16 protein-coding genes are annotated in these 19,073 nt (G+C 54.6%); 10 read left to right on the top strand and 6 right to left on the bottom strand.

The window, feature by feature from the left end; translation table 11 throughout:
• Positions 1-348 precede the first annotated feature (348 nt).
• Both JUJ53_RS20375 and JUJ53_RS20370 read left to right on the top strand, forming a co-directional pair.
• Positions 349-2,193, top strand: a complete 1,845-nt coding sequence (locus JUJ53_RS20375) for a polysaccharide deacetylase family protein (RefSeq protein ID WP_239125240.1) — start codon at positions 349-351, stop codon at positions 2,191-2,193.
• A gap of 257 nt (positions 2,194-2,450) precedes the next feature.
• Complete coding sequence (locus JUJ53_RS20370) at positions 2,451-2,879, top strand: Hpt domain-containing protein (RefSeq protein ID WP_204153866.1); 429 nt, start codon at positions 2,451-2,453, stop codon at positions 2,877-2,879.
• Positions 2,880-2,988: 109 nt separating this feature from the next.
• Here JUJ53_RS20370 and JUJ53_RS20365 read toward each other — a convergent pair whose 3' ends face one another.
• Entirely contained in the window at positions 2,989-3,555 is a 567-nt protein-coding gene (locus JUJ53_RS20365; protein ID WP_239125239.1) for an ATP-binding protein, read from the bottom strand.
• Between the two features lie 202 nt (positions 3,556-3,757).
• Between JUJ53_RS20365 and JUJ53_RS20360 the strand changes: the two genes are divergently transcribed.
• A complete protein-coding gene (locus tag JUJ53_RS20360; protein WP_204153865.1) occupies positions 3,758-4,900 on the top strand; it encodes a SpoIIE family protein phosphatase in 1,143 nt (380 codons plus the stop codon).
• 214 nt (positions 4,901-5,114) lie between these two features.
• On the opposite strand, the gene JUJ53_RS20355 is transcribed toward JUJ53_RS20360, so the two are convergent.
• Positions 5,115-5,441, bottom strand: coding sequence for an STAS domain-containing protein (locus tag JUJ53_RS20355; protein ID WP_204153864.1), 327 nt, complete (start codon positions 5,439-5,441; stop codon positions 5,115-5,117).
• Positions 5,442-6,649: 1,208 nt separating this feature from the next.
• Between JUJ53_RS20355 and mrdA the strand changes: the two genes are divergently transcribed.
• From mrdA to JUJ53_RS20340, 3 genes are all read left to right on the top strand, one after another.
• Positions 6,650-8,440, top strand: a complete 1,791-nt coding sequence (mrdA, locus tag JUJ53_RS20350; RefSeq protein ID WP_204153863.1) for a penicillin-binding protein 2 — start codon at positions 6,650-6,652, stop codon at positions 8,438-8,440.
• A 221-nt stretch (positions 8,441-8,661) separates the two neighbouring features.
• Positions 8,662-11,103, top strand: a complete 2,442-nt coding sequence (locus JUJ53_RS20345; protein WP_204153862.1) for a VIT domain-containing protein — start codon at positions 8,662-8,664, stop codon at positions 11,101-11,103.
• A 228-nt stretch (positions 11,104-11,331) separates the two neighbouring features.
• Positions 11,332-11,715, top strand: coding sequence for a hypothetical protein (locus JUJ53_RS20340; RefSeq protein ID WP_204153861.1), 384 nt, complete (start codon positions 11,332-11,334; stop codon positions 11,713-11,715).
• A 265-nt stretch (positions 11,716-11,980) separates the two neighbouring features.
• On the opposite strand, the gene JUJ53_RS20335 is transcribed toward JUJ53_RS20340, so the two are convergent.
• Entirely contained in the window at positions 11,981-12,187 is a 207-nt protein-coding gene (locus tag JUJ53_RS20335) for a hypothetical protein (protein ID WP_204153860.1), read from the bottom strand.
• A 219-nt stretch (positions 12,188-12,406) separates the two neighbouring features.
• Between JUJ53_RS20335 and JUJ53_RS20330 the strand changes: the two genes are divergently transcribed.
• Both JUJ53_RS20330 and ybaK read left to right on the top strand, forming a co-directional pair.
• The gene (locus JUJ53_RS20330) at positions 12,407-12,784 is read left to right on the top strand and encodes a c-type cytochrome (protein ID WP_204153859.1); all 378 of its coding nucleotides are present in this window, start codon (positions 12,407-12,409) and stop codon (positions 12,782-12,784) included.
• Positions 12,785-12,794: 10 nt separating this feature from the next.
• Entirely contained in the window at positions 12,795-13,274 is a 480-nt protein-coding gene (gene ybaK, locus JUJ53_RS20325; protein WP_204153858.1) for a Cys-tRNA(Pro) deacylase, read from the top strand.
• A 19-nt stretch (positions 13,275-13,293) separates the two neighbouring features.
• Here the strand turns inward: ybaK and JUJ53_RS20320 are convergent, their stop codons facing one another.
• From JUJ53_RS20320 to JUJ53_RS20310, 3 genes are all read right to left on the bottom strand, one after another.
• Positions 13,294-14,880, bottom strand: a complete 1,587-nt coding sequence (locus JUJ53_RS20320; protein ID WP_204153857.1) for a Gldg family protein — start codon at positions 14,878-14,880, stop codon at positions 13,294-13,296.
• Positions 14,881-14,933: 53 nt separating this feature from the next.
• The gene (locus tag JUJ53_RS20315) at positions 14,934-15,731 is read right to left on the bottom strand and encodes an ABC transporter permease subunit (RefSeq protein ID WP_204153856.1); all 798 of its coding nucleotides are present in this window, start codon (positions 15,729-15,731) and stop codon (positions 14,934-14,936) included.
• A gap of 137 nt (positions 15,732-15,868) precedes the next feature.
• Positions 15,869-16,924 (bottom strand): ABC transporter ATP-binding protein, encoded by a 1,056-nt coding sequence (locus JUJ53_RS20310; protein WP_204153855.1) that lies wholly within the window; start codon positions 16,922-16,924, stop codon positions 15,869-15,871.
• A gap of 650 nt (positions 16,925-17,574) precedes the next feature.
• Between JUJ53_RS20310 and aroF the strand changes: the two genes are divergently transcribed.
• Together aroF and JUJ53_RS20300 are read left to right on the top strand one after the other, a co-directional pair.
• Positions 17,575-18,474 (top strand): 3-deoxy-7-phosphoheptulonate synthase, encoded by a 900-nt coding sequence (aroF, locus tag JUJ53_RS20305; protein WP_343328002.1) that lies wholly within the window; start codon positions 17,575-17,577, stop codon positions 18,472-18,474.
• A 155-nt stretch (positions 18,475-18,629) separates the two neighbouring features.
• Complete coding sequence (locus JUJ53_RS20300) at positions 18,630-19,073, top strand: hypothetical protein (protein WP_204153853.1); 444 nt, start codon at positions 18,630-18,632, stop codon at positions 19,071-19,073.

Below are 19,073 nucleotides of genomic sequence, written 5' to 3'. Positions count from 1 at the left end.
TTGCGTGACATCCTCCCGATGCTGGCCTTGCAGGGACACCGTGAGATCTATACTCCGCCTCCCCATTCGTTAGGCGGATAGAGGTTCCCGAGGATCGTCGTAGATTCGATGCGCCCTGAAAGCCGGAGCCTACCTGTCCACCGACCATCTCCACCATCGTGGTCAAATTACTTTATCTAGCGTTAACGTTGTAGCGGTATGTCTATAAGAAGCACGTCTACACAACGTTTTACCTGTCTTTTCACCCGTTGGTCACACTGGGCGGATGCTGCCTGCGTGAGCCCGTATGACCAGATCTGACACCTACACTAATCCCTATCGAGAGTGCGACTCCCACCCAGACAACCTATGACCATGCCCGCTGACTGGATGCAGTCCCTAACCTCTTGCCTACGCCAACCTTGGCGACGACAGATTCTACTTCTAGCCATTGCCAGCACCGTGGCAATCGGGAGTACCCAATCGTGGCCATCGACGCCAGTACAGGCCCAACGTGCTGAAGGGCGATCGCTCAACGACAGCCCTACAACAACGTCCACGGATATATCCACGGATGTGCCAGTCAACCCAGACGCACCAACGGTGAATCTCGGTCAACAGTGCCAGGCCCCGTCACCCTTGTCTGTGCAAACAGTGACCCAAACAATCCTGCAACTGGTTGAATGGGTCGAGCAGCCCCAGAGTTCCATAGAGCCCTTAGTCACAACGGCCGCCCCACAGTGGATGGCCCAGCTCAATCCTAGTCCTTGGCCAGAGATCCACGATCGCGCCCGCCTCGCCAACGTACCGGTGATCATGTACCACGATATTTTGGCAGAGAAAGACGTTTTCTTTGATGTCACCCCAGAGGAGTTTGAAGCCCATCTCCAACTGATTCGCGACCATGGCCTCACTCCCGTCAGCATGGATCAACTGGTCAACCATCTGCGCACCGGTCTACCCCTGCCTGAGAAACCCATTTTACTAACCTTTGATGATGGCTATCTTGGTCACCATGACTACGTTTGGCCGCTGCTCCAAGACTATGGCTATCCAGGCCTGTTTTCTGTCTATACCTATAAAGTTGGACGAGATCATGGGCGGCCGGGCCTAGATTGGGAGCAACTTGAGCAGATGGCCGCCGATCCACTGGTGACGATCGCTGCCCATAGCATCACCCATCCCGCCGATTTGCGAAACCTTTCGCTAGAAGAGGCCCGCCAAGAAATTGCTGGTTCTAAGCAAGAGCTAGAAGAACGCTTGGGCATCCCCATTGACTATTTCACCTATCCAGAAGGGAATTACAATGATCAGGTTGCCGAACTAGTCAGCGAGGCAGGCTTTTTCGCTGCCCTGACCATGAGCAATACCGAAGACTTGCTTGCCGGAGAATCCGACAACCTGTTGGCGATCGCTCGCCTAGGACAATCCCAACTTGAAGACGTGCTCGACCAAGCCTGGGGCGGCGCGCCCTTGCAGTCCTTTGAGGGCACGATGGACTTTACCGCGCCCATTATCAAGCAACAACATACCGTAGACGACATTCCCCTCACGCTTATTACAGGCGGCAAACCCATCACCGTTCACGCCGATAGCCGCTATCAGGTTCAAGACATCATTGCCAATACCGATATTGTTGCCGCCGTCGATGGAGGCTTCTTTTCGTTGGAATATCTAGACTCCAACCAGATGATCGGCCCCGTCTACAGCCAAAACACCCAGCAGTTTATCCCAGGCGATCGCAATGATATCTATCGATTGACCAACCGCCCGCTGGTGATGATTAGCCCTACCAGCATCCAGTTCCTTCCCTTCAACCCTGATGCCCATAACTCCCTAGACGGCATTCAGTCCGAGATGCCTGACATCACCGATGCCTTTATTGCAGCGGCTTGGCTCGTGCGCGACGGACAGCCCCAGCCCGCCGAAACCTTTGTTGGCCTCTTTGATTTTGATGCCAAACGTCATCGTGCCTTTTGGGGCATTAACCAAGCCGGGCAGCCAGTTGTCGGCGTCTCTCACGATTTTGTAGACTCGATTCATCTCGGGGAAATTCTAGCCAACCTAGGGCTCTACAACGCCGTTATGCTAGATTCAGGAGCCAGTACATCCTTGTCCTATGAAGGGGCATCTCTGGTGGGATACGAGCCACGTCCCGTTCCCCATATTGTTGGGCTAGTACCCCAAACTGTTTCTGCAGATCCTTGTCAATAGCTTCCTGGACAAGCTTATTCCCTCGGGCAAGATTTGGCCGGTTGGACAAGCTGCCAGGACAAAAGAGACATGCTGAGTTTTTAGCAACGATTTGGAAGCGATCGCCCATCTCGACTACAATAACGGGCGAACCTCTTGCATCGTCACTGCTTCATTCTCGTGGATCGATCATCTTCAGTGATTCCCACCAGGTAACCTCAGACAACCCATGGTCTGATGGTTCGTGCCCCCGCCGTCGAGTATGTGTACAGTAACTCTTGAACGTTAGCTCCCAGCCACCCAACCCACCATCAACGTCCCAGTGTTCGCTGATTCTGCAGATTGACTGGGAACATCTTCATCAGCTTTCTGACTCTGACCCAGAGTTTGAAGTGCAGCTTTTGGGTCTTTTTGTAGAAGACACCGACGTGCATCTCATATCCTTAGAACATGCGATCGCCCATCAACAGTTTGATGAAATTGAGAAGCTAGCTCACTACATCAAAGGAGCGAGTGCTAACGTGGGTGTGCATGGCATCTACACCAGCGCTGAACAACTAGAAGTTTACGCCCAACATCATCAACCTGATGGTCTAGACCGTTGCTACGAAGCGATCGCTGCCCACACCCATCAACTCCAAACATGGGTTCGCGGCCAGCAGCGTCCTCATCCGGTCGATGGCTATGAAGACGCTCAGAGCCCGTAGGAGTCCTATAGGTGAAGCATAGATAGGCACATCGGTGCCCTAGGCTAGCGAGCTTTAGCAGGAGCAAGCAACCGCTCAACGCCCAGACGGTTGAGCGGAATATCGCGGGTTACTCTGGATTTGCCTCGTTTTCTAGGGTATAACGTTTAACAGCAAGCAAGCAATTGCGCTGATCGTCAGTTCTGGAATACTTCAGCACATCCGACATCCGCTGCATCAGCTTGAGGCCACGCCCACCCTCCGCATGTTTGTCCATTCCTTTGGGCATCGTGGCGAGTTTCGTTTCTAGATCAAAGGGTTCCCCTTGATCCCAGATGCGAATCTCCAGGGCATCGCTTAACATCGTGACTTCAATCTCAATTGGAGTATCGGGTGAGCAGTCTCGGTGGGCATGGCGCACAGCATTGGTAAACCCTTCAGCTAGAATGAGCTGACATTGTAGCCACACCACATGAGGAATCGGAGGGTGACTAAACTGGTCAAACCATGATAAAACTTGAGCCAGAGCACCCAGATCAGTTAATACTTGAATTTGTGCTCTCTTCAGTAGGTCCAACTGCCGAATTTCCCTATGATTCAAATAGCTAGATTTAGAATACGTGAAATCTGCACAAGAAGACCAGTCTATGAGTGACGGTTTTTCTGGTTTTTTTTCAAACGTATGTCGATGCCCCAAGCGTGGATCTGAAACCGTGAATCTAAAGATTACGAATGGTCATTCTAAGTTTTCTTGGATGTTGCTAGCGTTAATTCTATTTTGGGACTTCGATTAAATCAACTGAATGTGTCATCATATTTATCTATATAATTCACCACAGTTTAAGCTGTAATCCTTACGAAAGGTAGACGCTCTGTTTGCAAGAAAGTGTAACTTGCCCATGTCAAAAATCTTGGTTATTGATGATGACCCTATCATCCGCTTGTTTCTAAAAAAGGCGCTACAGAAGGAAGGGTATGAAATTGCGATCGCATCTGATGGGCAAGAGGGTCTTGAACAAATTAAGAAAATACACCCAGATTTGATCATTTGCGATTGGATGATGCCGATTGTGGATGGTCTAGAGGTCTGTCGGCAAGTCAAGGGAGATCCTACATTTTCGACGATTTTCTTCATTTTGTTGACGGCGCGGGGAAGTTTGGAAGACCGAGTCAAAGGACTGGATACCGGGGCAGATGACTTTTTAGCCAAGCCCATCGAAATCGCTGAACTACAGGCAAGGGTGCGGGCCGGTCTACGCCTACGCCAGCTCACCCGCGACCTGCAGTATCAAAAGCAGTGCCTAGAGTCTGAACTATCTGAAGCCGTAGACTACGTGCGATCGCTCCTGCCGAAACCCTTGAAGGGTCTAGTGCAAGTCGATGCACGCTTCATTCCCTCTAGTCAATTAGGCGGTGATTGCTTTGACTATTACTGGCTAGATCCTGATTATTTGGTCATCTATTTGCTCGATGTTTCTGGGCATGGCTTAGGAGCAACCTTACTATCCACGGCAGTTTTAAATTTATTACGGTCACAATCCCTACCTGATGTCAACTTTTATCAACCCCATCATGTGCTCAAAGCGCTGAACGACACCTTTCAAATGACCAACCAAAATGAAAAATATTTCACCATTTGGTATGGCGTTTATAATCGAGCCCGTCGTCAGCTCATGTATGCGAGTGCTGGTCATCCGCCCGCCATTTTAGTTTCAACGCCCACCCATGAAGCCCCCTCGGGGAAAAGAACCATTGAGCGTTTAAAAACCCCAGGATTGCCCATTGGTATGTTGCCCGATGCATCCTTTCAAAGCAAACGTCATGACGTACCCAGCAACAGCAGCCTGTATGTCTTCAGTGATGGAACCTTTGAAGCCAGCCAGCTCAAGGGAGGAACATGGGGCTTAGATGATTTTGTAACCCTGCTGTCCGATGAACCCATTACCACTAGCCTAGATGTCATCCTGGAGCAGGTGCAAGAGAAGAGCGAGGTTGATTCATTCGACGACGATCTTTCGCTCCTGCGCATTAACTTTGGCTAGGGCGATCGCTCCCCACGCTCCCCAGATCCTCCCAGCTGGTTGATAGGGCACCATATCAGCCGCTCTCGTCTGAAGATCTAGGGTTTACCTAGAGTGAACGCGATCGCCCTCCAGCCCTAGAGATTAGCGCTAGACCGACAGACCCTCATCATCTTGAAAGGCGATCGCTGGTCGGGTGCGCCGCCCTTGCCCTCAAGCAGCGGGATCCTAGGGATCAGCTAGGGGATAGCACCGCTTGCTCAAATGCTTCTTGGTTGTCATACACCTCAAAGACCTGATCCATACTGGTCAGCTCAAACAAAATGCGTACCTGTTCATTAATCGAGCAGATGTAGAAGCGCCCTCCGGCTGAACGCACCGTTTTTAAGGCGATGACCAAGGCTCCCAGCCCTGAGCTATCGATAAACGTTATATCCTTCAGATTAACGAGAACAATCTTAGCGCCACTATTCACCAGTTCACTGATCTCAGCCCGAAACTGGTTAGTTTTTGTGCTATCTAAGATGCCGGTTGGCTGAACAACTTTGACGTGTGAATTCATGATGATGCTAACTGCACTGAGCGTGTATTCAACAAGAATGTCATTGATTGCACCACGATGCCAAACATCGAGGAGGCTGGCAGACACCTAGAATGTCCTGCCGGTTGTTTAAACGAGCGCCCCGATCGCACCAATATTAACCGACAAACCGGTCAAAGCTAAATTTAGAACCAAGATTTATCAACCCTGGCTGGAATCAACCCGCTGTAGCTTGACACTTAGACCAGGGTTAAGTTCGATAACGCACCAAGACGGTCTACCTAGCCAAGATCAGACGTCTTCACCAGACGTCTTCAAAAGCCATCCCAGAAATCCCGTGGGTGCAGAGACTTGACGCCTATAGATATCGTTCCTACCCTGAGCGTGGGAACGCTCCTAGGATTGCTCCTGCGCCTCTTGCAGCCTGAGTGCAGGAGCAACCAAGACAGGTGTCAACGCGGGAACGCTGACATGCACCAAGATTGCCTACTGAGCCAAGATGCCAAGACTGATCTGACCTCCTCAAGAAGCCGCGCTAGAGCCCCAGAGATCCCACGGTGTGGGTGGTGGAACCTGTTCAACGATCGTTAAAATCTCATGGAGCCAGAGCACCTTTTTCTAAAGATTAGGTTATGGTCATAGAGAAGTGCATCATCTTGCAATCACCACAAAGATAGAGCTTCCTCACACACCATCGACTCATTTTTCATCCAAAAATATCCGGATTTTGCCTCATTTCTAAAGGGAAGGACAGTAGCGTGCAGCGGTGTAGGGTACGTGATGCGATCGCCCTTGTCCCAATCCATCTCAGGATGCGAGAGAAAGCTCAGGCAAAGGCTCAGGCAAAGGCTCAGGCAACGTGACCTAGCGGCTGATCACCCAGCTTCATCTGGACAGTCCCATGGATAGGCTCTAAGGCAAGCACGATTTACCCCCCTATGACGAGCAGCCAAGCTTGGAGCAGACACTCTAAGTTTTTACCCAAGCTCATCGGCGTACGGTTTTGCCCCCTTGAAGTATGGCAGGGTCATCCAACCGCGATCGCTCGAAAAATCCAACCCAGAACGACGAAACGTCCTAAACCAACCGCACGTTCCCCGTGAAGCCATTACCAATCTGCATTGACAATCTGCTAGGACACCCTCCCCATACTCCCCAATAACGCTCAGTCACCATCGGTGTACATCACGTCTGCGCTCTCTACCACTCTTGGATATGGATGACCGTTCATGACTACCGACCTCCGATTTTCATCTACCACCCCCCAGTCTCGGAATGTTCAGACCTCATTGGTCAAAAGTCCGATCAGCCGTGAAACGCTCCTCCAGCGAGCGATCGTGTTCATCCTATTCAGTACCGTTTGCCTAGGATTTTGCGCCTATCGTCTTGCCCAACTCCAACTGGTAGCCGGCCCAGCCAACCGAGAACTAGCTGAGCAAAATCGGACTCGTCTAGTACCGATCCGCTCCGATCGCGGCAATATTCTCGACCGTAATGGAGAGTTGATTGCCGCCAATCGCCTCAGTCGCGCCGTCTACTTCTGGCCCCGTCAGCAGTCGCCTGAAGATTGGCAACATCTAGCCGAGCAACTGTCTCCCCTGCTGAATGTTCCGAAAGAAGAGATGCTCGCCAAGCTAGAGCAGGCGGGCTATACATCGCCGCTGCCCGTGCGGATTGCGCAGCAACTAAGTCCCGATGCGTTTGTCGCCCTAGCAGAATTTGCCCAGCAGTTTCCCGGCGTTGAAATTCTGGCAGAATCCAATCGCTACTATCCCCATGGCCGCCTTGCCTCTCACATCATTGGCTATATTGGCGAAGCCACCGAAGCGGATATGGAGAGCAATCCTAATTATCCCAGCGGCATGGTGGTTGGGCAAATGGGGATCGAACGGTTGGCAAATCCCATCCTGGAAGGACATTGGGGCAATCGCCGCGTGGAAGTCGATGCTAACGGTCAGGAACGGCGTATTCTGGGCAATGAACCGTCTATTTCCGGGGATTCCGTTAACCTCACCATTGATCTCAAGCTACAGCAGGTGGCAGAGCAAGCCTTAAACAACCGACGGGGTGCGGTTGTCGCCCTCGATGTTAAAACGGGCGAAGTTCTGGTTTTGGTCAGCGGCCCTTCCTTTGATCCCAACATCTTTACCCGCCGGGTGACCGATGCTGAATGGCAGCAGCTTCAGGGCGAAAGCCAGCCGTTTCTCAATCGTGCCCTCCAGGGTTATCCGCCCGGCAGCACCTTTAAGATTGTGACAGCGGTGGCGGGGATGCAGTCGGGTAAGTTTACTCCGGGCTCAATTCTCAATACATCAGCCTTTATTAATGTTGGCGGTACTCAGTTCTGGGAACATAGCAACCAAGGCTACGGGGCGATTGGTTTTCGTGATGCCCTTGCCGTGAGCAGCAACACCTTTTTCTATCAAGTGGGGATGGCGGCAGGGCCCGAAGCGATCGCCCACTGGGGAGCAATGTTAGGCATTGGCACCACGCCGACCCTAGGGCTAGAAGGTGGCAATCACGGTTTGATCCCCACTCCAGAAGAAAAGGTAGAACTCTACGGCGAACCTTGGTACACCGGCGATACGGTGAGTATGGCCATTGGTCAGGGGGTAGTGCAGGTGACGCCGCTGGAAATGGCCGTGATGACCGCCACCATCGCCAACGGTGGAAATCGGGTGATCCCCCATTTGATGATGGATCAAACCGCATCGCCCGAGATGCAGCCCATACCCACGGGGATCGATCCCGCCGCGATCGCTGTTATTCGAGAAGGATTAATCGCCACGGTGCAGCAGGGTACCGCCCAGGGCTTGAACGACGGCAGCATTCCCCTCACCGGCGGCAAAACGGGTACATCGGAAGTCCTAGGCCAGACGTCCCACTCGCTTTTCGTTGGCTTTGGGCCAGCCCAGGATCCCCAGATTGCGATCGCGGCCATTGTGGAAAATGGCGGCTATGGATCGGTGAGCGCCATGCCCATCGCCCATGCTATTTACAAAGCGTATTTTAATCCCTAGGGTTGCGGTCGGAAGATGGCCGGGTCTGGGTGTAGAGCTAACCAGTGGTTTCCCTTTTGGTAACCGATCCCAGCTAGCCGGATCGAAGTGCCATGCTGGAAGCGATCGCTCCGATGCTGAAAGGCGCTAGGCCATACAGGGTCGGTTGCTCGCAAGCTGTCGCCAGCCCTGTTGATGGGTGCGAGGGGAGAGCGATCGCCTGTTGCTCTGGAGTGAGATCTATGAAACTTATGTATGTCCTGCCCGCAGTCGTTATTGTAGGACTGTTGGGTCTGGCTCGCGATCGTGGCAATCTTGTCACTGCCCAAACCGCTCCCGCCGTTCGTTCAACCCCAGGAGAACCCCGTATGGCTGCCCCTGATACATCCACCCTTGGTGGGCTCTATGTGCAAAACGAGGGGGGCTCCCAGGTTTTTCCCCTCATCCACACCGATGTGCAGGCCCAGGTAACTGGCAATGTGGCGCGGGTGGAGGTGACCCAGACCTTTGAAAATCCCTTTGAGGATCCCCTGGAAGCCATCTATGTCTTCCCGTTGCCCGATGAAGCGGCAGTGGATGATATGGAGATCCGCATTGGCGATCGCGTCATTCGTGGCGACATTAAACCTCGGGAAGAAGCCCAGGCGATTTATCAACAGGCGATCGACGAAGGACGGACAGCCGGACTCTTAGAGCAAGAGCGCGCCAATATTTTCACCCAGTCCCTAGCCAATATCCTTCCCGGTGAACAGATCGACGTCACCATTCGCTACACCGAAAGCTTGACCTTCGAGGGTGCCCATTACGAATTTGTCTTTCCCATGGTGGTCGGGCCACGCTACATTCCTGGCCCAGCCACCGTCACCGGCAACACGCCCCAAGTCCCCGACGCCACTCGAATTACGCCGCCAGTCATTCCCCCAGAGCAGCGATCGGGGCACGATATTCAGGTCACCGTTAACCTAGATGCTGGGGTGCCGATTACCAATGTCACCTCTCCGTCGCACACCATCCAGACCACCCCTCGCGGGCGAGAAGTTCATGTGCAGCTCGATGCCGCAGACACCATTCCCAATCAAGACTTGATCCTGCGCTACCAGGTGATGAGCGATCGCCCCCAAGCCACCGTCCTCACCCAGCGCCACGAGGAGGGCGGTCACTTTGCGGCCTACCTGATCCCCGCCATCGACTATCCCAGCACCGCCATCGTTCCTAAAGATGTGGTGTTTTTGATGGATACCTCCGGCTCCCAGATGGGCGATCCTCTCCTGAAGTCCCAGGAACTCATGCGCCGCATGATTAATGGACTCAATCCCAACGACACCTTTACAATCATCGACTTTGCCAACACCACCGAGCAGCTCTCCGCCACGCCCCTGCCCAATACTCCCGAAAACCGTCGGAGAGCGATCGCCTACGTCGATCAACTCACCGCTAATGGCGGCACCGAACTGTTGAACGGCATCCGAGCCGTGCTTGACTTTCCCCCTGCCCCAGAAGGACGGCTGCGTAGCGTGGTGCTGCTAACCGATGGTTATATTGGCAACGACGCTGAGATTATCGCCGAAGTGCAGCAACGCCTAGAGCCAGGCAACCGGCTCTATAGCTTTGGGGTAGGCAGTTCCGTCAATCGCTTCCTCTTAGATCGCCTAGCCGAGGCCGGACGCGGCACCTCCCAGGTGATTCGCCAGGATGAACCCTCCGGAGAGGTCGCCGATCGCTTCTTCCGTCAGATCAACAATCCTGTTCTTACCAACATTGAAGTGACCTGGGAAGGCGAGGGCGACGCCCCTGAGATCTATCCCTCCGCCATTCCCGACCTATTTGCCGAACAGCCCCTCGTCATCTTTGGGCGGAAAACCGACGGACAATCCGGTGTGCTGCGCATTCGCGGCGTGGCAGCAGGGGGCGTTCCCTTTGATGAAACCCTAGCGGTTAATTTCGAGAGTGGGCCATCCCAGGGAGCGATCGCCCAACTCTGGGGACGGGCCCGCATCAAAGACTTAATGAACCAGCTCTATGGCATGGAAACCGTGGAGGGCGTCAACGCCGTCACCCAAACGGCACTGGCCTATCGGCTGCTGTCGCAATACACCGCCTTTGTCGCTGTCACCGACGAAGTGCGTGTTGACCCCGATGGCACTCGCCGCACCGTAGAAGTCCCGGTGGAGTTACCCGACGGCGTCAGCTATGAAGGCATTTTTGGCCCTGCCTTTGACTTCGATGACAATGACCTCATGTTTGGCTCCCTCGCAGCACCGCCGCCCTCAGCAGCACCCTTCTCCGCTGGTTTAGGTCGCCAACCCACTAGATCGATCCCTCAGTCCATGCCATCTTGGGAGCTTGAGTCACGTTCTTCGAGCCTAGAGGTCGATAATATACGTTTGGAAATCATCGATCTCACCCTTGATGGCGTTGCCCTAACCAACAGCGATGACATCTACACCAACCTAGATCAGTATTTACAGGATCTTTACATCAGCGATCGCCTCTCCGGGATAGTACTGATGGAACTGCGCTTAGTCAACGGCAGCGTGCAGCAAGTCTTGCTGGATGACCAAGCCTCGACCTTAGAAGACCTGAGCTTCATTCAACAGGTGCGCGATCATCTGCGGGGGTGGCGATCGCCCGACTCCACAACCGGCACCCTGCGTCTTTCGGTGCGCGTGACTGACGAGTCGTAAGCGTCGCAACGGATCCTGTAACCCATTGTTACAGCTCCCCTGTTGACCCAAACCGTTGCCCATCCTTGCCCCTCAGGCAAGGGCGGGCATCCGTCCTTCATGCCTTGCGACAAGAAGGGCCGAATTTCGTAGACTAAGGTTAGACCACCGCAGTCCGTTTGAGCCCGTCGTCCTCGGTAGTTGGCGAAACCTCGGACTAGAACTGCTTATCGTGCAGGAGAATCCCCCGTGAAGCAAAGTAGCTTTAGCAATCTGCAAGTGAACCTGTCTGGCCTCAGATTTTGGATTACAACCTTTGCCATCATCTGGTTTCTGGGCATCATTGGGCTAGGGTGGTTAGTGAAGTCATTCTTCATCTTCCTAGGATTGCTGATCCTGGCACCCATTGTGGCGGTGCTGGTGTTTCGCTGGTGGCTCAAGCGCAACTTGGTGGAAGGGCAATGTCCCGTATGTAGCAGTTCTTTAGCTGGGTTCAACAACATGCAGTTGGCTTGCCCAAACTGCGGGGAACCGCTGGTGGTAGAAAACAGAACGTTTCAGCGCCTAACACCGCCGGGAACGGTGGACGTAGATGCTATTGATGTGTCGGTCAAGCAGCTCGAAGATTCCTAGGGGTTAGCGACCCTGCACCTGACCTATCAGCCCCTGTCCCATTCATTGCTTGGGATAGAGCCCATGTGTAGCCGTCGTCAATCTGTATCGAAGCTTTAGCGAAGACTGTCTTAAGGGGTGAGACGTAACTATTGGCTCAAATTCCTATGAGACGAGGATTGAGCGTAGCCGAAACCCAGCAGCGTAGCTTCATGTCATGGAGTCTAGCGACTTAAAACGATAGCGAAGGCGATCGCTCCCCATAATGCGCGTGGGGCGACCCAGCCTATCGACAAACTTCTAGAATTCGCTCAAACCGACCCGTTGCCTCGCGTTTCACCCGTCCAGACTGCACCGCATCCCTAAGCTGCTGCAGTCGCTCCAAGTCAGAAACGCGATAGGTACGCGCCGCCAACACTTGGCGAATCAACGCTTCAGACTCCACACTGAGACAACCTGTTTCGAAGGCAGACGTAACAAGACGATCGATCATTACGATAGGTACAGCTAGAGACAACATGGACTGAGCTATGGCTGTCTATACTATCCAAGGTTTACAAGTTCTTTAGATTGATGAAGATCAGTCTTAGCTGTGATATTAATCACACCATGAAGGTCTCTTAGGGCCATAGAACCCACAATGTTTGAAACGCAGGTCACAACTGGCATCATGCAACAACGACAAAACCTCCTATTTCCGGGGATCAGAGCTATGACTCCGTGGAGCAAGCGCTATTCGCTACCGGGAGCGATCGCTCTCTTGATCAGTGGACTCTTGATCCTGAGCATTGGCGTTAGCCCCGTCTGGGCCCAAGCAGACAGCAGCCCTAATCCCGATCGAGGAGCCGTGGTTTTTGCCGCCAACTGTGCCGGATGCCATGCCCAGGGAGGCAACATTATCCGTCGAGGAAAGTCTCTCAAGCAGCGGGCTCTGCAGCGCTACCACATGGACGATCTAGAGGCGATCGCTACTATCGTGACTCAGGGGAAAATGCCCATGTCTGGCTATGGCGATCGCCTCTCCAGTCAAGAGATCTACGACGTTGCGGCCTATGTATTGCAGCAAGCCGAAGCCGGTTGGCCGTCTTGAGGGGTAGCCCATGGTTCAGAAAACCAACGCTGCTCGATCCCTCGATCGCCTCGGCATCCCCTACGAGCTACGTACCTACGACTATGATCCCGCTGACCTAGATGCCGAGAAGGCCGCCGCCGGCATCGGCCTTCCGCCCCAGCAGGTGTTTAAAACCCTCGTCGTTCGCGGTGACCAAACCGGCGTCTGCCTGGCGGTCATTCCCTCCCACCGCCAGCTTGATCTCAAAGCCCTGGCCAAACTCAGCGGCGATCGCAAGGTGCAGCCCGTGCCCCTCAAAGAGGTGCAGGCTCTGACCGGCTATATTCGCGGTGGGGTGACGGCCTTGGCCTGTAAGAAAGCCTACCCGGTCTATGGGGATAGCAGTTTAGTCGATCACGCCGCGATCGCTGTCTCGGCCGGGACACGGGGTATGCTGATGGTTCTTGCGCCCCAAGACTATGTGCGATCGGTGCAAGCCACTCTAGGAGCGATCGCCACCGCCGACTAGATGGGCAAGTTCTTGTCACCTACCGGCGCTTCAGCCAAAGGGCGATGGCGATGGCAAAGGCCAACAGCGGTACTACGACTAGGGAAGCGATCGCTAGAGTGGCCTGCTGTCCTAGCGTCAGCACAATACGGCGGCTAGTTGGTTCCTTCGGACGAATGGCTAGCACCTCCCCTTCTTGATTGCTGAGCCAAGCAACCGCATTGAGGAACACATCGCCGTTGAGCACTTGTCCAAATAGACCATCCGTGGCAAAGGCAGAGTTGCCAATGATCACCAAGCGCGACTCGCCATCCTCACCATTCTCCAGCAGATCCACAGGTTCCTCGGAAAGGGTGCCATCCCCCTGTGCCGGACGGCTCATCGCCACCCCCACCGCCAAGGAACCCTGCTCTTCCGCATCAGGATCGAGCTGCACTTGCCCTTGATCATCAATGGGCTGCACTTGAGACTGATCGCCCGTCAACAGCAGCGGCACCGCTTCCACCCCTGGCACCTCAGTCAAAGCAATGGGCTGAGCTACGGGATAGTAGGACATACCGCTCAGTTGTTCGGTAATGGGGTGGGGGCCATAGCGGGTGACCAATGGCACGGCGGGGCCTAGCCCCACCGCCTGTCCCTCGGGATCCAGAATCAGGGCATCGGTACTGAGGGTAATGCCCCAGTTGTCTAGGAAACTATCAAGACCCGGCTCCGTGGTGGGATCCAGCATCAGCAATAGCCCATTCGCTCCCTGGGCAAAGGTTTCCAGAGCCTCCACCTCGGTTTCTAGAAAAGCCTGCTGGGGGCCAGGCACAATCACCACATCCGCATCCGCTGGAATCTGTCCATCCTCCGTCAACTGCAGCGGTTCCACCAGATAATTCTCATCCTGCAGGCGGGCGATCGCTTCCGATAAGCCCCCTTGCCCAGCCTCCAGAATCCGTTCTCCGTGCCCCTGAGTGATGTAGATCTTGGGGGAGCGATCGCTGCCCAGGCGGGCAATGGCATTGCTGATCAACCGTTCCGAGAGCGGTTGCTGGGGCGTCAGGGTTTGCACATAGCGACGGGTCACGGCGTCACCTTCGCCCACTTCTAGATAGACCTCGCCGATGGTGCTAACGCCCACCTGCTGAGCCAAAACGGGATTGGCTTGGGGATCGATATATTCATGGCTGAAGCGATCGCTCTGGCGGCGATAGTTGCGCAGCAAGCGTTCCTCGGTGGGATTGGGGGTGGGGGCAAAGATCAGGAGCTTCACCGGCTGCTCTAAACTACTGACTACCTGTTGCGACTGGGGAGCCAGGGTATAGAGTTGATTTTCGGTAAGGTCAAAGGACTGGCTGTAGCGGACGCCCAGCAGGTTGATCAGGCCCAAAATCACCACCACGGCCAGCGTAGCCACCAACCCATTGGTATTGGCCTGGGTCGAGCGCCGTCGCCAAAAGCCACCGCGACTTTCGCTGATCAACCAACCGATGGCGATGGCAAGACCGATCAGAATCAGAACCAGCGGCACTGGCCCCCAGCTACCGGCCACAACACCCGCCGTCAGCCCAGCAATCACCAGCATGGGCGCAAGCCAAACCAAATACCGAAGTCCCTTAAAAGTCAATGGCGTTCGTTTCATCTAACAGGCACCTTGCAGCAGTAAAACAGAGGGAGGGAGTCAGGCGATCGCCCCTAGGAGCGTTGGTAGCGCAGCAGTTCAATAGACTGAGCGGTGAGAAAAATACCGAGGACGATATAGCTGGCGAACAACACCAGATCGCTGGTTTCCACAATGCCCTGGATTAAATTGCCATAGCTAGTGAGCAGCGATAGATGTGCAATGGCTTCCCCGACGGGCCCTTGGACGCCACTGGCGATTAAATCCGTCACCCAGAGCATCAGCATCAGCCCAAAGGTCAGCACCGCCGAGAGGATGGTGCTATCGGTGAGCGATGAGACGAACATCCCCAGGGAGAGCACGGCGGCAGCTAGCAGCAGCAGCCCACCATGGGCCACCAGCAGCAGCACTGGATTGGCGGGCGGATCTGCAGACAAAAAGGCGATCGCTTCATAGATCAACAGCGGCACCGTCATGGTGAAAAAGAACGTCAGCACCCCCAGCAGCTTGCCCACCGCCACCGCCCAGTTTGTAATCGGTGAGGTGGCCAACAGCTCTAGGGTGCCGCGCTTGCGTTCCTCGGCATAGAGCCCCATGGACAGCATCGGCAGGATGAACAGAGCCAACGATCCAATCACCCCGAGGTAGACAATCAAAAATTGGCTCGGCACATCCACTGGCGCGCCGCCGCCAAACTGATCCTGGGCCGCCACCTGGGCAATTACCCCGGTAGGGCCAAGCAAAATGGCGGCAAAAAACAGGCCACTAATAAACCAAAACACCCCGGTAATCACGTAGGTAAAGGGGGAGGCAAAGTAGCTCTGTAGCTCCTTGCGATAGATGGCGACGATGTTGCTGACTAAAACACCCATCTAGAGGCTGGCTCCTGACAACAATGTAAACAATAGCTAGAAAGCCCTGGGGATTGGTAGAGTGCGCATCAAAAGCTTGATAAGAAGTGCGTTACGGCTTCGCCTCACAGCAATCCTACAGTGATCTAAACAGTGATCTAAAGCGAGGGAGGATCTTCATCAGGCGGTGGCTCGGAAGGTGGGGATTCTGAGGCGATCGCTTCCTCCTGGGATTCTGGGGCGATCGCTTCCCCATCTTCAAAGGCATCCGATGCGGCTGATTCCATGGTGGTGAGCTGGAGGAACACATCCTCTAGACTCACCTGACGGCGACGCATTTCGTAGAGGCCCAGGCCCGCTCCAACGACGATCGCCGCAATCTCCCGCCCCGGATCCTCGGGCCCTTCCGTAGTGATCTGCAGGTGCTGACGAGCTTGGCCCTCTGAGGGAACGATCTGCACCGACTGCACCGGCGTGAGGTCTTGCAGCGCCTGCCGCACCTGCTCGCCATCCCCTTCAATTTCCAAGTCATAGCCCAAGCCACCGGTGAGCTGAGCCACCAGTTGATCCGGGGTATTCGTCGCCACCACCCGCCCTTGGTTGATAATCGTGACGCGATCGCAGGTGACACTCACCTCCGGCAGAATGTGGGTGGACAGAATAATCGTATGCTCCCCAGCCAAGCTGCGAATCAGATTGCGCACATCAATAATCTGGCGAGGATCAAGACCCACCGTCGGTTCATCTAGAATAATCACCGCCGGATCATGGACAATCGCTTGGGCAATGCCCACCCGTTGGCGAAACCCCTTGGATAGCTTGCGAATCAACACCCCTCGCTTATCCAGCAGATTGCAGCGCTGCATCGCCGAGGCGACCCGCGTGGAGCGATCGCCCGCCGCCACATGCTTCAGACGAGCTACGAAGTATAAAAACGCCTCAACAGTCATATCTGGGTAGAGGGGCGGCGTTTCCGGCAAGTAGCCAATGCGCTGCCGCACCGCCATGGAATCGTCATGGACATCAAACCCAGCCACCCGCGCCGTGCCGCCGCTGGCCGGTAGATAGCCGGTCAGAATGCGCATGGTGGTGGTTTTTCCCGCACCGTTGGGGCCCAGAAACCCTAGGATTTCTCCCGGTTTGACCGAAAAGGTAACGTCATCAATGGCGGTGCTGCTGCCATAGTGTTTGCTGAGATGTTCAACTTCAATCATGAGTTAACAATAGGGTGCAGTCATAGACGCAGAGGCGATCGCCCCCGCAAAATCCGGTGATCAACGGGATCGGCCCTTAGCTGTTGTACTGAAAAATGGAGCCTTTGCCTATGGGATCGTCCGCCAGAATGATGGTAGCGAAAATCACAGATCATGTGACCTCCATCTCCCCAACCAACCGCTAGACCAAGGCTGCACTCAGCTTAGCCCCTATCGGAACAAAATGTGTTGCTTGGCCGCTCGTAACGTTTCATCTTGAGACTTGTAGGACTCAAACGTTGAGGTTGACGTTTTCAGCCCAGATCAGTTACCTTCTAGGCATATAGATTTTTCAGCTTCACCCAAGTATTGAACGTTATGGCACGTCCCGCCGCTCGATTTTATGGTTGGTTTATCAAGGTTCACTTGGAGTGAGTCCATCTTTTCATGGAACCTCGAAGTGAACCGCAAGCGCAACGCCTGCGGTTTTTTGTTTTCTATCCATCCTTACCCACCGCTCATCCCATGCTCTCCTTCCCATCCTTTTTTAGCACCTACTTTTTTTGGCCCCGATCCTCCTCCGGGTGACTTAGCCATGCGCTTATTCACAAACCCGGAGCCCCTTAGGTTCCGGGTTTTTTGTTGGTCATCCCCGCCCCGATCGCTTACTGATTCATCCTCAATCTACGGAACTTCAACCCATGTCAAACCCCATGCACCAAGCTACCCTCGCCGCTAAGACCCACGCCGATCATCGCTCCATCATTGCTCTGTCGGACACCGTTTCGGTTGGCGGAGAGTCCCTGCTGATCGTCGGCGGCCCCTGCGCCGTAGAAAGCCTCGCCCAGATGGAAGCGGTGGCCAGTCGCCTAGCTACGGCTCCCGTCCAAGCCCTGCGCGGCGGCGTCTACAAGCCCCGCACCTCACCCTACTCTTTCCAAGGTATGGGGCAAGAGGGCTTAGAGATTTTAGCCAGCGTGCGCGATCGCTACGGCCTGCCCGTGATCACCGAAGTGATGGCGATCGCCCAAATCGAAGCGGTGGCAGCCCATGCCGATGTCCTGCAAATTGGTAGCCGCAATATGCAAAACTTCGACTTGCTGAAAGCCGTGGGCACGGTGAACAAGCCCGTTGTCCTAAAGCGAGGTCTAGCCGCCACCCTCGAAGAATTCGTCATGGCCGCTGAATATATCCTCAGCCACGGCAATCCCAACGTCATCCTTTGTGAACGGGGGATTCGCAGCTTCGATTCCTACACCCGCAACGTGTTGGATCTCGGTACCGTGGTGGCGCTGAAGCAAATCACCCACTTGCCGGTGCTCGTCGATCCTAGCCATGCGGCCGGCAAGCGTGAACTAGTGGCCGACCTGTCCCGCGCAGCGATCGCCTGTGGTGCCGATGGTTTGATGGTGGAATGCCATCCCCAACCGGAGCAATCCGTATCCGATGCACGGCAGGCTCTGTCCTTAGACGAGATGGTAGATCTCGTCAACAACCTGCGGGCGATCGCCACGGCTGTGGGCCGCTCCATTGCCACCGTTGAACCCATGCCTCACCTCACGTTGGTCTAACAGCCAACCTTTTTTATGGCCGATTTATAGCCGATCCTGTCCGATCTCTAGTCGATCTCTGGGGAACCAGTCCCTAGAGATCGACCTGCAGGCACTCAATACCGATACACTGTTAGCAGTTTTGATGCGCAGTCTTGAGTAGGTGGTCATCCAGTATGAGCGATCGCACCCGACAGTTTGGGCCAGGCTTTGCCTCAACCTTCATGTATTACTTCGTCTCCACCGCCTTTGTCACCACCTTTATGGCATCGCGGGTGCTGAGTATCACCATCTCCACCGGATTGCCCCAGCAGCTAGGCTTGGTGACGGGACTGTTTGCTGGCAGCCTCGGGGGATATTTCAACCGCACCATTGAGTTTTCGATGACAGCCGCCAAACCCGCCAAGGTGATGAAGGAATTGGAGGGCAAGCTAGCCGATATGGGGTACAAAAAGGTTGAAGCACCCCGAGGACTGGACGACGACGTCACGGTCTACGAACGATCGGCCATTGGCCGTTTAGTGTCGGGTAAGGTCTACGTCGTCTTAGAAGATGGCTCCGTAACCATCGCCAGCCGAGCTGTGCATATCCGTCGCCTGCGGAAGTTGCTAGAAGCTTAG

Source organism: Leptolyngbya sp. CCY15150 (assembly GCF_016888135.1).
GTDB lineage: Bacteria > Cyanobacteriota > Cyanobacteriia > RECH01 > RECH01 > RECH01.
The sequence above is the reverse complement of the archived record's forward strand: the minus strand, read 5'-3'. Positions and strand labels throughout refer to the sequence as shown.

Coding starts and splice junctions, on each gene's coding strand:
- JUJ53_RS20375 (WP_239125240.1), top strand. CDS start 349: ATGACCATGCCCGCTGACTGGATGCAGTCCCTAACCTCTTGCCTACGC.
- JUJ53_RS20360 (WP_204153865.1), top strand. CDS start 3,758: ATGTCAAAAATCTTGGTTATTGATGATGACCCTATCATCCGCTTGTTT.
- JUJ53_RS20355 (WP_204153864.1), bottom strand. CDS start 5,441: ATGAATTCACACGTCAAAGTTGTTCAGCCAACCGGCATCTTAGATAGC.
- mrdA (WP_204153863.1), top strand. CDS start 6,650: ATGACTACCGACCTCCGATTTTCATCTACCACCCCCCAGTCTCGGAAT.
- JUJ53_RS20345 (WP_204153862.1), top strand. CDS start 8,662: ATGAAACTTATGTATGTCCTGCCCGCAGTCGTTATTGTAGGACTGTTG.
- JUJ53_RS20335 (WP_204153860.1), bottom strand. CDS start 12,187: ATGATCGATCGTCTTGTTACGTCTGCCTTCGAAACAGGTTGTCTCAGT.
- JUJ53_RS20330 (WP_204153859.1), top strand. CDS start 12,407: ATGACTCCGTGGAGCAAGCGCTATTCGCTACCGGGAGCGATCGCTCTC.
- ybaK (WP_204153858.1), top strand. CDS start 12,795: ATGGTTCAGAAAACCAACGCTGCTCGATCCCTCGATCGCCTCGGCATC.
- JUJ53_RS20320 (WP_204153857.1), bottom strand. CDS start 14,880: ATGAAACGAACGCCATTGACTTTTAAGGGACTTCGGTATTTGGTTTGG.
- JUJ53_RS20315 (WP_204153856.1), bottom strand. CDS start 15,731: ATGGGTGTTTTAGTCAGCAACATCGTCGCCATCTATCGCAAGGAGCTA.
- JUJ53_RS20310 (WP_204153855.1), bottom strand. CDS start 16,924: ATGATTGAAGTTGAACATCTCAGCAAACACTATGGCAGCAGCACCGCC.
- JUJ53_RS20300 (WP_204153853.1), top strand. CDS start 18,630: ATGAGCGATCGCACCCGACAGTTTGGGCCAGGCTTTGCCTCAACCTTC.